The 12,456-nt window shown below is 67.3% G+C and carries 11 protein-coding genes; 6 read left to right on the top strand and 5 right to left on the bottom strand.

Going from position 1 to position 12,456, the window contains the following annotated elements; genetic code table 11:
- The first annotated feature begins 349 nt into the window (after positions 1-349).
- Entirely contained in the window at positions 350-1,903 is a 1,554-nt protein-coding gene (locus A6B37_RS12155; protein WP_102774053.1) for an EAL domain-containing protein, read from the top strand.
- 12 nt (positions 1,904-1,915) lie between these two features.
- Here the strand turns inward: A6B37_RS12155 and kch are convergent, their stop codons facing one another.
- Both kch and A6B37_RS12145 read right to left on the bottom strand, forming a co-directional pair.
- Positions 1,916-3,127, bottom strand: a complete 1,212-nt coding sequence (gene kch, locus A6B37_RS12150) for a voltage-gated potassium channel protein (protein WP_102774052.1) — start codon at positions 3,125-3,127, stop codon at positions 1,916-1,918.
- A gap of 351 nt (positions 3,128-3,478) precedes the next feature.
- On the bottom strand, positions 3,479-4,291 hold the full coding sequence (locus A6B37_RS12145) for a winged helix-turn-helix domain-containing protein (RefSeq protein WP_102774051.1): 813 nt from the start codon (positions 4,289-4,291) through the stop codon (positions 3,479-3,481).
- Between the two features lie 493 nt (positions 4,292-4,784).
- Here A6B37_RS12145 and A6B37_RS12140 point away from each other — a divergent pair, with 493 nt between their 5' ends.
- Entirely contained in the window at positions 4,785-5,156 is a 372-nt protein-coding gene (locus A6B37_RS12140) for a helix-turn-helix transcriptional regulator (protein ID WP_111825868.1), read from the top strand.
- Here the strand turns inward: A6B37_RS12140 and A6B37_RS12135 are convergent.
- Positions 5,137-6,270, bottom strand: coding sequence for an acyltransferase (locus A6B37_RS12135; protein ID WP_348639089.1), 1,134 nt, complete (start codon positions 6,268-6,270; stop codon positions 5,137-5,139). The two genes, A6B37_RS12140 and A6B37_RS12135, sit on opposite strands and share 20 nt — an antisense overlap.
- 276 nt (positions 6,271-6,546) lie before the next feature.
- On the opposite strand from A6B37_RS12135, the gene A6B37_RS12130 reads away from it, so the two are divergent.
- The 3 genes from A6B37_RS12130 to A6B37_RS12120 all read left to right on the top strand — a co-directional run bounded on the left by A6B37_RS12130 (position 6,547) and on the right by A6B37_RS12120 (position 8,678).
- Entirely contained in the window at positions 6,547-7,074 is a 528-nt protein-coding gene (locus A6B37_RS12130; RefSeq protein WP_102774048.1) for an META domain-containing protein, read from the top strand.
- 9 nt (positions 7,075-7,083) lie between these two features.
- The gene (locus A6B37_RS12125) at positions 7,084-7,881 is read left to right on the top strand and encodes an META and DUF4377 domain-containing protein (RefSeq protein ID WP_111825866.1); all 798 of its coding nucleotides are present in this window, start codon (positions 7,084-7,086) and stop codon (positions 7,879-7,881) included.
- Between the two features lie 62 nt (positions 7,882-7,943).
- The gene (locus tag A6B37_RS12120; RefSeq protein ID WP_102774046.1) at positions 7,944-8,678 is read left to right on the top strand and encodes a sulfurtransferase; all 735 of its coding nucleotides are present in this window, start codon (positions 7,944-7,946) and stop codon (positions 8,676-8,678) included.
- On the opposite strand, the gene metG is transcribed toward A6B37_RS12120, so the two are convergent.
- Positions 8,675-10,741: a methionine--tRNA ligase gene (gene metG / locus A6B37_RS12115; RefSeq protein ID WP_102774045.1), complete on the bottom strand. Its 2,067-nt coding sequence runs from the start codon at positions 10,739-10,741 to the stop codon at positions 8,675-8,677. The genes A6B37_RS12120 and metG overlap by 4 nt on opposite strands.
- A 229-nt stretch (positions 10,742-10,970) precedes the next feature.
- Positions 10,971-11,246: a hypothetical protein gene (locus A6B37_RS12110; RefSeq protein ID WP_102774044.1), complete on the bottom strand. Its 276-nt coding sequence runs from the start codon at positions 11,244-11,246 to the stop codon at positions 10,971-10,973.
- 101 nt (positions 11,247-11,347) lie between these two features.
- Between A6B37_RS12110 and apbC the strand changes: the two genes are divergently transcribed.
- Positions 11,348-12,439, top strand: coding sequence for an iron-sulfur cluster carrier protein ApbC (gene apbC / locus A6B37_RS12105; RefSeq protein WP_111825865.1), 1,092 nt, complete (start codon positions 11,348-11,350; stop codon positions 12,437-12,439).
- Positions 12,440-12,456 lie beyond the last annotated feature (17 nt).

Here is a 12,456-nt window from a genome sequence, read left to right as displayed (position 1 = left end):
TTCCTGACGGGTGTTTCCTACGCCAGAACAGTAGATCCCGCAGCAAAATCAGTACAGATTCAATATCTATTAAAAAAAGCGTATCAGTTTAATGGGATGAGCGGGTTTTCCGCAGTCTTCATAGGGAAAACCGGCTTGGACGCAAATATGTCCTGCGCTTCCAAGTTACAAAAAAAGCAGCACAGCAGGCCGGCCTGCGCCGCCTGCTGCGCGCGTCGGCGGCGCACACTTTTCGCACGTTCATCCGGCCCCGCTTCTTGACGCCAAGGGCGTCATAGTGTCCTATCCAGACTGGACCGGTTGCAGCCGGTGACAATTAATGCGGCGGGGCGATATGCCTACTTCGGGAATGACTGACGGCGCACCGTCCTGGCGCTATCTGCCGGTGGCGCTGGCCCTGGTGGTCCCCCTCCTGGTCTGCGTCGGATGGACCTGGCTGTACGCGAACAGTACGCAACGCCAGGACGCGGCGACCGCGGCGCGCATCGTGCGCGTGCAGGTCGAGCGCATTCTGGCCCAGTCGCGCGAGATGCTGGACCGCGTGGCGGAGCTGGCGACCGGGCCGTGTCCCGAACGGCTGGCCGAGCTGCAGCGCTGGGGCACGCTCAATCCGTATTTCCGTTCGCTGGCGCTGGTGCGCGACGGCCTGGTTTACTGTTCGTCGGCGCTGGGCGAGGTCGACGCCTCGGTCGACGATTTCAGCCGATGGCCCGTGCTGGAGTCGTCCGAAGGCAGGCCGCATACGGTCGCCGGCACGCCGCTGGCGCCCGAGCGTTCCGCGGTCCTGTTCAGCAAGGTCCGGCCGGACGGCTATGGCGGCATCGTCGAGGTGGACGGGCGCTATCTGCAGGACCTGCTCAATGCCGTGGCCAGCGCCGACGACCTGCAACTCAAGCTCGTCATCGGCAGCGGCGATCCGATAAGCAGCGATTCCTGGGCGCGTGTGGCGAGTTCGGCCATGCCGCTGTACCGCGAAACCGTCAGCGCGCCCAGCGGCGCGTCGATCGGCATCAGCGTCAGGGTGCCGCCCGACGCGTTGGCGCGGGCATGGACGCAATGCATGCTGACCTACCTGCCGGTGGCGTTGCTGGCCAGCGTGCTGCTCGGGCTGGGCGCCTACCGGCTGCAGGCCAGCCGGCGCTCGTTCAGGGAGCAGCTGCGCCGCGCCATGCGGGCCGGCGAGTTCCACGTGTACTACCAGCCGGTGTACGGCCAGGCCAGCGACCGCTGCGAAGGCGTGGAGGCGTTGATGCGCTGGGACTGCCCCGGGGTCGGACCGGTGCGTCCGGACATTTTCATCGCGGCGGCCGAGGCCGAGGGCATGATCGTCGAACTGACCCGGCATCTGCTGACGCTGGTCGAGCGCGACGTGGGCGCCTGGAGCATGCCGCCGGGCTTTCACGTCGGCGTGAACCTCGCGGCCGAGCACGTGTCCAGCGACCAGCTGCTGTCCGACATCCGGGCCTTCGTCGCCAGCATCGCGGCGGGCCGTCCGCAGGTCGTGCTGGAGATCACGGAGCGCAGCCTGATCGCGGACGACAACGGCCAGGCGCGGCGCAACATCGACGCCTTGCGCGCCGAGGGCGTGCTGGTCGCCATCGACGATTTCGGCACGGGGCACTGTTCGTTTTCGTACCTGCAGCGATTTCCGGTCGATTACCTGAAGATCGACAAGGGCTTCGTGCAGGCCATCGGGCCGGCCGGCGAAGAGGCGCCGATCCTGGACGCGATCATCGCGCTGGCCCACCGGCTGGGGCTGGCGGTCGTGGCCGAAGGCGTGGAGACCCAGCTGCAGTTCGATTACCTGAAGGCGCGCGGGGTCACGTTCCTGCAGGGGTATTTTCTGGCGCGTCCCATGTCGGCGACGGAGTTCGCGCGCTGGTACGCCGGCCAGCAGGCGTGACCCTGCCGGGCCTCAGGCCGGCTTGGCGCCGGGCGCGGCCTTGGCGAAGAACAGGTCGGTGATGGCCTGGCTGTCCAGCGGCTCGCCGCTGATGGCGCGCGTCAGCAGTTCCGCGCCCAGCAGCTGCACCGAGAACACCAGGTCGGGCTGCACGCGGCGGATCTTCTCCAGGTGCTTGCTGGTGTTGACCAGCGCCACCGTCTTGGCGCCCGAGTCGCCGGTGGCTTCTTTCGCGGCCAGCACGATGAACGCGTTCTCCGCGTCGTCGTCGCGCAGCGCCAGCACGTAGCGCGCCCGCGCCACGCCCGCGCTGCGCAGTACTTCCACGCTGGAGGGATCGCCTTCGATCAGGTCGGTGGCGGCCGGGTATTCCTGCGCCACGCCGGTCGGCACGATGACGGTGACTTCGTCGCCGCGGCGGCGCAGGCCGTCGTAGACGCTGAGCGCCAGGGGCGTCGCGCCCGCGATGATGATGTGGTTCTTGCGCATGGCGGTGGAAAACCTGCCTTTGACCAGCCGTTTCAGATTGCCGCCGATCACCGGCCCGGCGATCGCGCTGATGGAGGTGGCGAAAATGGTGATGCCCAGGATGATAATCGACGCGGTGAACAGCCGCGCGGTGCCGGTGTGCGGCGTAATGTCGCCATAGCCCACCGTGGACATGGACACGATGGAGAAATAGAAGGCCGTTCCGGTGTCCTCGATCGGCGGATTGAATTCCTGGCCCAGGTAGAGCGCGCCGAAGACCGCGTAGATCAGCAGCGACAGCATGCTGACCGCCGCGAACAGCGAGCCCGCCGTGACGCTGGCGCGGTCGAAGCGCCGCCAGTAGACGATCAGCGCGATGACCAGCACCAGCGTGTAGACGCCCAGCGCGGCGCGGCCGTGATCGCCCAGTATGGCGAAGGTGCCGGTGCCGACCAGCAGCACCAGCGAAAACGCCCAGGCGATGCGGGCCTTGAGGATCAGCCCCAGCGCGATGACCTGCAGTCCCACCCCCAGCACCAGGCGCGGGATTTCCAGCAGGCCGACGACCTTCATCATGTCCTGCCAGTTGTCCAGGGCCAGCCAGAACGAGTAGTCGCGGGCGCGCACTTCGCGCAGCACCGGATGCATGAAGGCGTAGCCGTCCAGCGCCACCAGGATGGCCAGGCACCAGTTGGGGGGAAACAGCGCCAGCACCTTGCGGACGCGGTGCTTGAGAGAAGAGGGCATGATGGGCATGGAGGAATCCTTAGTCGGCATTTTAGGGCGGCCGCCGGCGTCTGGCCGTCCATGCCGGCGCTATATCAAATAAGTATTGAACGCTATCAACAAAGAATTACTGGAAACGGGCGCAAGGTCCTAAACTCGCTTGCATCTCGTGGCGGCCGCAACGCGGCTCGCGCGGGGACTAGAGACCCCGCAAGAGTCCACGGCCCAGGCCGTGCATGAGGTGTGTTTGAGGCACGAATGTTGGAATCGCGTGTGCCGGGTAGTAGACATCAGTGCCGGCTGATGACTCCAGGTTCACGTGTTGTTTTAGCGCGGCGTCTTGGCTCTTCGGGGCCGCGCCGCGTTTTTTTCGCCCCGGCCCTATACGCAGGCGTTTTCCGTCGCGTCGCGCCAGTCTCCCGCCGCCGTCTCCGGCCGGCCCGCTTCCCCGGCGTTGTCTCCCGAATCCGAATCGAACCGGATGTTCGCCGCGAACATATAGCCCCAGCCGTGCACGGTGCGAATCGGCAGCACCATTTGCCGGGCGGCCGCCTTGCGGCGCAGCCGGCTGATCATCACGTCCACGAAACGGCGCCGCGCCATGCCGGCGCCGGCCTCGTCCGGTTCGTCGGCCAGGAAGGCGTCGCGGCTGACCTTGCGGTCGGGCGCGTGCACCAGCCGCGAGAGAAAGTCGCGCTCGCCGGTGGTCAGGCCCAGCAGCTGCCCGGCCGGGCTGATCAGGGTCCAGCCCTTGTTGGCCAGGCGCCAGGTTTCCTGGCCTGGCTCGGGCGGCTGCGCGGCGGGCGCGGCGCCGGCGTTTTCGTGGGCGCTGTAGCGGCGCACCAGCGCCTGCAGCGCCGCCGCCAGTTCCAGCCCGCTGACGTCGGCCGGCAGGCAGGCGTCGGCGCCGCACAGCAGGGTGCGGATGCGGCTTTCGGCATCGGGAAATGCGGAAATGGCGACGATGCCCAGGCCGCTGTCGGCCGCGCGCAGCCGCACGGCGGCGTTCTGGATGTCGGGCAGCGGCGCTTCCAGCACGATGAGGGGGCTGGGGCGGTCGAAGTACCGCCTGTAGACCTCTGCCAGGTCGTGGCAGCGGCAGACGCTGAAACCCAGGTGGCTCAGGGCCTCGGCGAGTCTGGCATGTCTGGCGTCGTTATGGCCGAGAAAAATGACATCCAGCGTGTTGTTCATCAATGCTTCCAGGACGCCGCCGTCCGGCGTTGTTGTTTGAAGGGGCGCGCGGCTCCGCCACGTCCGTGTTTCATTTGAACACGAGCGTGTTTTTTTGTGAAGATAAGTTTCTATGGTTTCCGGGAGTAACCTGACGCCGATCCGCGCCTGGCCGGAAACGCTTGAAATACTGTTTGTTTTGAAAATCCGGCCGCCGGCATATTAAGTATTGCCGATACATTATTTTCTATTTTTGATACATCGCCGGCCTAAACTGGCGCGCCGACGCATGCCGGCATGGTCCTGCGCCGGCGCGTCCGTCTCGAACTAAGTCGATGATGGGTATGGTTTTTTTGCCGGACGGGGAGGCCCGCCGACGCCGGGAGCGGAGCCTGGCCGCGGGCCATCGGCGCGGCGCCGCGATTTGCGGATTAGCCCCGGAATTGGTGCGCAATCCGGTTATTTGCTGCCGGTATCCGGGTGCTTTAATCGAAAATATAAATTCATATTAATAATGGCCCAGGTCGATCGATTGGACACGTTTAGCCATCGTCTGCGCAACGCGAGAATGCTCCAGGGGTGGACACAAAAGGACTTGGCGGCCGCCAGCAAGCTGTCGCAAAGCGCCATCGGCAACTATGAAAGCGGGCATCGCCTGCAGCCGTCGAGCGACGCGCTCATCAAGCTGACCCGCGCGCTGCGCGTCAATCCCATGTGGCTGAGCGCCGGAGAGGGGCCGATGCTGAGTCCGGAGCCGGGCGAGGCGGCGCCCGCCGCCTGGCCCTTCGAGACCGTGTCATACGCTTCCTACAACCGCCTGAGCCCGCAGGAAAAGCGCCAGATCGAGCTGGTGCTGGCGGCCTACATCAAGGCGCGCGGCGAATAGAACCCAACGGCCGGGCCGCCGCGGGGCGCCGCCGCGCGTCCGCGGCCGGCGCCGGCGCGTCGGGCTCGCCGGCATTGGTCCGCAGGCGGTTGCGCAGGCGTTCGACCGGATCGGCGATCAGCGCGTTGAGCAGCGCCGAGAACGCGATGCAGCTGGTGATGACCACGATCGCGAACAGCATGGGCTGGTGCACGTCGATCTCGTCGAACAGCCAGTCCAGGATCATGATCACCAGCGCATGGCAGATGTAGACCGGATAGCTCAGTTCGCCGATCGCCCGGTCCAGCCGGTAGCGCGACTGGAACAGGAACGCCGCCGGCAGCAGCGCGGCGAACAGCAGCACCGCCAGGCCGTCGCGCACGGTCGGATTGACGCCGATGGAAAAGTGCAGCAGACAGTACGCGAACAGTACCGCCGTGCCCAGCTCGGGCAGGCGCGCGGCCTTCACGGTCCAGGCCTTGTAGCGCGGCAGCAGCACCTGGTGCGACAGCGAGCCGATGAGAAACAGCGCCAGTTCGGTGGGAAAGAAGCGGTAGGTCCAGGGGTCGCCCAGGCCGATGCCGGTGGCGATCAGCACGCCGCGCAGCGCCAGCGAGGCCGCCAGCAGCGTCAGCAGGCGGCGCGGCGACGCCAGTATGAAGGGCGCGACCAGGTAGAAGCTCATTTCCACGCCCAGGGTCCAGGCCTGCGGCACCAGCAGCCCCTGGTACAGCGGCACCTCGCTGTTGGCGAAGCTGCCGGTGAAGGCCAGCGCCGAGTCCTTGATGCCGAAGAACATCAGCCAGTCCTGGCCCAGGATGAAAATATTGGAAAGCACCAGGAACAGTTCCGCGCTCGAAGGCAGGGCTTCATAGAACTGGAAAAACTCGCCGCCGCTCAGCGCATGGGCCGCCAGCGTCATGGCGGCCACGCCCAGGTAGATCGGAAACAGCCGCAGGAAGCGATTGGCGTAGAACTTGCCGACGGCGCCCTGGTAGTGGTCGGTGGCCGTCAGCACGTAGGAAATCAGAAAGCCCGAGATCACGTAGAACAGCTGCACCGCCAGCCGGCCGCCGACCAGATGGTCGGCCTTGCCGCCGCCCAGGTGGTCCAGCACCACGGATAATGCCAACAAGGTTCTCAAGAAGCCCATCGCCGTGTCCCCTGGAATGTTGTCTGGCCCTGCGGCCCGTTCCGCACAGCCTGGAGCTGCCAGGCCCCGCCGGAGGGAGACCCTTTACGGATTCTGCGCGCGCGCCACCCGCCCCGCCATGCGGCATACGATGCATCCGGCCGCGCCATCGGAGCGATGGCCGCAAGACGGGCGATGGTGCATTCGGCTTCGGCTGTTGGGCGGATGGGGCGGCGGGCGGTTACAGTTAGGGGTAGTCAATTTCTGGGAGCCCAGTTCATGTCTATCTTGATGTCTACGCGTAGCCGGCTGCTGTATCTGGGCCTGGTTGCGGCATTGGCGGGCTGCGCCGGCAACACCGGCGGCGCGCGGCCGCAGGGCGCGGCCGCGGCCAACGCCGCCAGCAGCGCCGATTCGCTGGCGCAGACCAGCTGGGAACTGGTGCGCTGGACCGAGCGGGGCGGCGCGCTGCGCGACATCCCGCACGGCGACAACGGCGAACCCGTGCGCCTGACCTTCCTGGCGCAGGGCAAGCAGTACCGCGTCAACGGCTTTTCGGGCTGCAACCGCTACATGGGCACGTACAAGCTGCAGGGCGGCAAGCTCTACATCGACGCGCCCGCCAGCACCCGCATGGCCTGCCTCACGCCCGAGCGCGCGCGCCTGGAGGCCGATTACCTGCGCGGCCTGGGCGCCATCGACACCTTCACCCTGGACAGCGGCGGCGCGCCGCGCCACCTGACCTTCAACCTGCGCGGCGGCGACGTGCTGGAGTTCGCGCGGCGCCAGGACCCGCCCACGCCGTAAGAGAACCGCATGCCGTATTCCGTTTCCCTGCGCCGGCTGGCGCCCTGCCTGCTGCTGGCGGGCCTCGCGGCCTGCTCGTCGACGCCCGAGCGCGCCGTCGGCGGGCAGGACCCGCGCTTCCAGCCGGCCGCGGCTTCCGACATGCTGGCGCAGACCGGCTGGGAGCTGGCGCGCTGGACCCGTCCGGGCGGCGCGCTGCGCCCGGTGCCGCATGCGTCCACGCGTTCGCGGCCGCTGACGGTCAGCTTCTTCCATGAGCGCGGCGCGCCGCGCATGGCGGGCTACGCCGGCTGCAACCAGTACAGCGCTTCCTACACGGTCGCCAACGGCCTGCTGATCGTGCGCGACCGGCCCGTGGCCACCGAGATGGCCTGCGCGCCCGACAGCATGAAGCTGGAGCAGGATTTCCTGGCGGGCATGACGCGCATCACCGCCAGCTCGCTGGACAACGTCAACAATCCGCAGCGCATGACCTGGGTGCTGAGCTCCGGCGACACGCTGGACTTCGGCCGCCGCACCGATCCCATCGCCGGCGGCCAGCAGGGGCCGACCAAGCTGGTCTACGTGAACTCGCAGCGCGTGCCATGCAGCGCCGGCGCGGGCCGCGCCATGTGCTACCAGGTGCGCGACAGCGCCGCGCAGCCCTGGCAGCTCTGGTATGGCGACATCACCGGCTTTCGCTTCCAGCCGGGCATCCGCTACCGCCTGCGCGTGGTCGAGGTGCGCGACCCGAATCCGCCGGCCGATGCGTCGTCGGTGCGCTGGGTGCTGGACGCCGTGGTCGAGCAGGAGATCGTGCCGCGCTGAAGCGGGCCGGCGGCCAGCGATTACTATTACGGGTTTCGCCGACCGCCTTTGCCCGCTTTTCCATGACTTCCGTCGTCAATATCGCCGCCTACAAGTTCGTCACCCTCGACCGCCTGCCCGAGCTGCGCCAGCGCCTGCTGGACGCCGCCGTCCAGGCGCAGCTCAAGGGCACGATCCTGCTGGCCGAAGAGGGCATCAACCTGTTTCTGGCCGGCTCGGCCGACGGCATCGACGGATTCCTGCGCCTCTTGCGGGCCGACGCAAGCTTCGCCGACCTGGAAGTGAAGTTCAGCCGCAGCGCCTCGGTGCCGTTTCGCAAGATGCTGGTGAAGATCAAGCGCGAGATCATCCGCATGAACCATCCGGCCATCCGCCCCGAGGCGGGGCGCGCGCCCGGCGTGGACGCGCATACGCTGGCGCGCTGGCTGGAGCAGGGGGTGGACGATGCGGGGCGGCCGGTGGTCATGCTCGACACCCGCAATGCCTTCGAGGTGGATGAAGGCACGTTCAAAAACGCCATCGACTGGCGCATCGAGCGGTTCACGCAGTTTCCCGCCGCCGTGCAGGCGCATCGCGCCGAGCTCGAAGGCAAGACCGTGGTCAGCTTCTGCACCGGCGGCATCCGCTGCGAAAAAGCGGCCATCTACATGGCCGAGGCCGGCATCGAGCACGTCTATCAGCTCGACGGCGGCATTCTGAAGTATTTCGAGGAAACCGGCGGCCCGGGCTACCAGGGCAATTGCTTCGTCTTCGACGAACGCATCGCCCTGGACCCGGCGCTCGCGCCCTCGGCTTAGCGCACCCGCATGCCCGGCTTGGCGCCGGGGAACGGTTCCAGCACGTAGATGCCGGCGTCGACCGACTCGTCGGCGTGGCTGGCGGCCAGCACCATGCCTTCCGAGACGCCGAATTTCATCTTGCGCGGGGCCAGGTTGGCCACCATGACGGTCAGCTTGCCGATCAGGTCCTCGGGCTGGTAGGCCGACTTGATGCCGGAGAACACGTTGCGGTGGCGGCCTTCGCCCACGTCCAGCGTCAGGCGCAGCAGCTTGGTCGAGCCTTCCACGTGCTCGCAGTTGACGATCTGCGCGATGCGCAGGTCGACGCGGGCGAAATCGTCGATGGAGATGGTCTCGGCGATGGGCTCGCCGCCAGGTACCACGGCGGGGGCGGCGGGCGGCTCGAACAGGTCTTCCAGCATCTGCGGCTCGACGCGCTGCATCAGGTGCTTGAACGGCGCCACGCGCTGCGGCAGCACCGAGGCGTCGGCCCAGGTGAACGGGGCCTGCGCGCCGAACAGCTCCAGCGCCACGCGCTCGGCCAGGGCCGGCAGCACCGGCGCCAGCATCACCGACAGGGCCTTGAAGCCCGCCAGCGAGCGCGAGCAGATGTCCTGCAGCGCGGCCTTGCGTTCGTCGTCGGCGGTGGCGATGCCCTTGGCCAGCACCCAGGGCTGCGCGGTGTCGAACGCCTGGTTGATGCGGTCGGCGTAGGCCATGATCTCGCGGATCGCGCGGTTGTATTCGCGGGCCTCGAACGCGGCGCGGATGGATTCCGCCTGCTCGGCGTACTCCGCGGCCAGCGCCGCGGTGTCGCCGCTGTAGGCCAGCACGCCGTCGAAGTGCTTGGTGATGAAGCTGGCGGCGCGGCTGGCGATGTTGACGTACTTGCCGACCAGGTCGCTGTTGACGCGCGCGATGAAGTCGTCGGGGTTGAAGTCCACGTCTTCGACGCGCGCGTTGAGCTTGGCGGCGATGTAGTAGCGCATCCACTCGGCGTTCATGCCGAGTTCGAGGTAGCGCAGCGGCGAGATGCCGGTGCCGCGGCTCTTGGACATTTTTTCGCCGCTGACGGTGATGAAGCCGTGCACGTTGACCGCGTCCGGCGTCTTGCGGCCGGCGAACTTGAGCATCGCGGGCCAGAACAGCGCGTGGAAGTAGACGATGTCCTTGCCGATGAAGTGGACCTGCTCGGTGTTGCCCGCCGGATCGAGCAGGGCGTCGAAGTCCAGGCCCTTGAGCGCGCAGTACGACTTCAGCGAGGCCAGGTAGCCCACCGGCGCGTCCAGCCAGACGTAGAAGTACTTGCCCGGCGCGTCCGGGATCTCGATGCCGAAGTACGGCGCGTCGCGCGAGATGTCCCAGTCGCCCAGCTTGGCCTCGCCGTCGTCGGCGCCCAGCCATTCGCGCGTCTTGGCCAGCATTTCGGGCTGCAGGTGCTTGCCGCCGGCGGCGTTCGAGCCGGTGGTCCATTCCTGCAGGAACTCGACGCAGCGCGGATCGGACAGCTTGAAGAAGAAGTGGTCGGAAGACTTCAGCACCGGCGTGGCGCCGGTCAGCGCCGAGTACGGCGCGATCAGGTCGGTGGGCGCGTAGACCGCGCCGCAGACCTCGCAGGAGTCGCCGTACTGGTCCTTGGCGTGGCACTTGGGGCATTCGCCCTTGATGTAGCGGTCGGCCAGGAACATGCCCTTGACCGGATCGTAGAACTGCTCGATGGAGCGGGTCTCGATCAGGTCCTGGGCCTTGAGCGCGCGGTAGATGTCGTGCGAGAGCGCGACGTTCTCGGCCGAGTCGGTGGAATGCCAGTGGTCGAAACGGATGTGAAAGCCGTTCAGGTACTGGGGGCGTTCGGCGGCGTAGCGGGCCACCAGCGCCTGCGGCGTGATGCCTTCCTTTTCCGCCTTCAGCATGATGGGCGCGCCGTGCGCGTCATCCGCACCCACGAAGTGCACCGTGTGGCCCGCCATTCGCATCGAACGAACCCAGATATCGGCCTGGATGTACTCCATGATGTGGCCGATGTGGAAAGATCCGTTGGCGTAGGGCAGCGCAGTGGTGACGAAAAGGGTGCGAGACATGGTTGTCGATAGAGGTTGAGGGGAAAAAGGGGTTGGCCGGCCATTTTAGGGCAACGGCGCAGACTTGCCCCGGACGGGCGGCCCAATGGCGCGATCCGCCCGCCGCGCAAGGCGGTCCGGGCGGACATCGGGTGTCGGGGGGAGGTAAGGCCGGCGCTACGGGCGCGGCGTTACGAAAACACAACATGCCCGCGCGCGGTTTGCGCCGCGGGCATCGGGAACCGCGCCGTCAGCGGATCTCGCGGGCTTCGACGTCGATCACGTCGCCGCGCGGCTGCGTGGCGAACGGGGCGGCGGCCGACTGGAACGGGCCGGGGCGGGCGCCCTGGCGCTGGCTCCAGTAGGCGCGCACGCCGAACGGCTTGCCACGCACCTTGGCGACCACGTACAGGATCGCCACGGCGATCGCCGTGGAAAGCATGAAGACCAGCGCCATCGCCATGCCGATCAAGGCCAGGGCGGCGAACAGTACGGCACGAAAGAAGCGGATAAGTGTGTTGGTCATGAAGTTCGGACGGAAAACGCAGCGAAAGGTTCCCGGGTATCCGCTATCCTTTAGGGGATGGCGGCCCGCACAAGCCGTGCTGTCTACGGAACCACAGTGATATGAGTATAACGATAGAACACATCCGCGCCGCGCTGCGCGCCGCGCAAGACCCGAATACCGGTCTGGATCTGGGCGTTTCTGTAAAAGATCGTGACATTCAACTGGACGGCGGGCGTGTCGCCGTGGCGCTGGAACTGGGCTATCCCGCCGACGCCGCCACCCTCGAACAGGTGCGCGGCATTGCGCAAGCCGCGCTGGCCGGCGCCGGCGCGCCCGACGCCCAGGTCTCGGTGACCTGGAAGGTCGCGGCGCACGCGGTGCAGAAGACGCTCAAGCCCCTGCCCAACGTACGCAACATTATTGCGGTGGCCTCAGGCAAGGGCGGCGTGGGCAAGAGCACCACGGCGGTGAACCTGGCGCTGGCCCTGGCCGCCGAAGGCGCCAAGGTCGGGCTGCTGGACGCCGATATCTACGGCCCCAGCGTGCCGACCATGCTGGGCGTCTCGGGACGCCCCGAGAGCCGCGACAACAAGACCATGGAGCCGCTGGTCAGCCACGGCGTGCAGGCCAACTCCATCGGCTTCCTGATCGACGCCGATTCGCCCGCCATCTGGCGCGGCCCGATGGTGACGCAGGCGCTCGAACAACTGTTGCGCCAGACCAACTGGCGCGATCTGGACTACCTGATCGTGGACATGCCGCCGGGCACGGGCGACGTGGCCCTGACGCTGGCGCAGAAGGTGCCGGTGGTGGGCGCCGTCATCGTCACCACGCCGCAGGACGTGGCGCTGGCCGACGCGCGCAAGGGCCTGCGCATGTTCCAGAAGGTCGACGTGCCCATCTTGGGCGTGGTCGAGAACATGGCCATCCACATCTGCTCGCAGTGCGGGCACGCCGAGCACATCTTCGGCGCGGGCGGCGGCCAGCGCATGGCCGAGCAGTTCGAGACGCCGTGGCTGGGCAGCCTGCCGCTGACCCTGGCGATCCGCGAGCAGACCGACGCCGGCACGCCCACCGTGGTGTCCGACGCAGACAGCGAAGCCGCGGGGCTGTACCGCGCCATCGCCAGGAAGCTGGCGGCCGGCGTGGCCGCGCTTCCCCGCGATATGGCCGGCAAGTTCCCGTCCATCGTCGTGCAGCAACCGACCTGAAGCATGCGGTGGGCAGC

Origin of the sequence: Achromobacter sp. HZ01 (assembly GCF_003267925.1) — a bacterium.
GTDB lineage: Bacteria > Pseudomonadota > Gammaproteobacteria > Burkholderiales > Burkholderiaceae_B > Achromobacter > Achromobacter pulmonis_A.
Note: the sequence above shows the minus strand (reverse complement) of the source record. Positions and strands in the feature narration are given on the sequence as shown.

Excerpts from the sequence above, each read along its gene's own strand:
- kch (WP_102774052.1), bottom strand. The coding sequence starts at position 3,127 with ATGCCCATCATGCCCTCTTCTCTCAAGCACCGCGTCCGCAAGGTGCTG.
- A6B37_RS12130 (WP_102774048.1), top strand. The coding sequence starts at position 6,547 with ATGTCTATCTTGATGTCTACGCGTAGCCGGCTGCTGTATCTGGGCCTG.
- A6B37_RS12145 (WP_102774051.1), bottom strand. The coding sequence starts at position 4,291 with ATGAACAACACGCTGGATGTCATTTTTCTCGGCCATAACGACGCCAGA.
- apbC (WP_111825865.1), top strand. The coding sequence starts at position 11,348 with ATGAGTATAACGATAGAACACATCCGCGCCGCGCTGCGCGCCGCGCAA.
- metG (WP_102774045.1), bottom strand. The coding sequence starts at position 10,741 with ATGTCTCGCACCCTTTTCGTCACCACTGCGCTGCCCTACGCCAACGGA.
- A6B37_RS12125 (WP_111825866.1), top strand. The coding sequence starts at position 7,084 with ATGCCGTATTCCGTTTCCCTGCGCCGGCTGGCGCCCTGCCTGCTGCTG.
- A6B37_RS12120 (WP_102774046.1), top strand. The coding sequence starts at position 7,944 with ATGACTTCCGTCGTCAATATCGCCGCCTACAAGTTCGTCACCCTCGAC.
- A6B37_RS12110 (WP_102774044.1), bottom strand. The coding sequence starts at position 11,246 with ATGACCAACACACTTATCCGCTTCTTTCGTGCCGTACTGTTCGCCGCC.
- A6B37_RS12140 (WP_111825868.1), top strand. The coding sequence starts at position 4,785 with ATGGCCCAGGTCGATCGATTGGACACGTTTAGCCATCGTCTGCGCAAC.
- A6B37_RS12155 (WP_102774053.1), top strand. The coding sequence starts at position 350 with ATGACTGACGGCGCACCGTCCTGGCGCTATCTGCCGGTGGCGCTGGCC.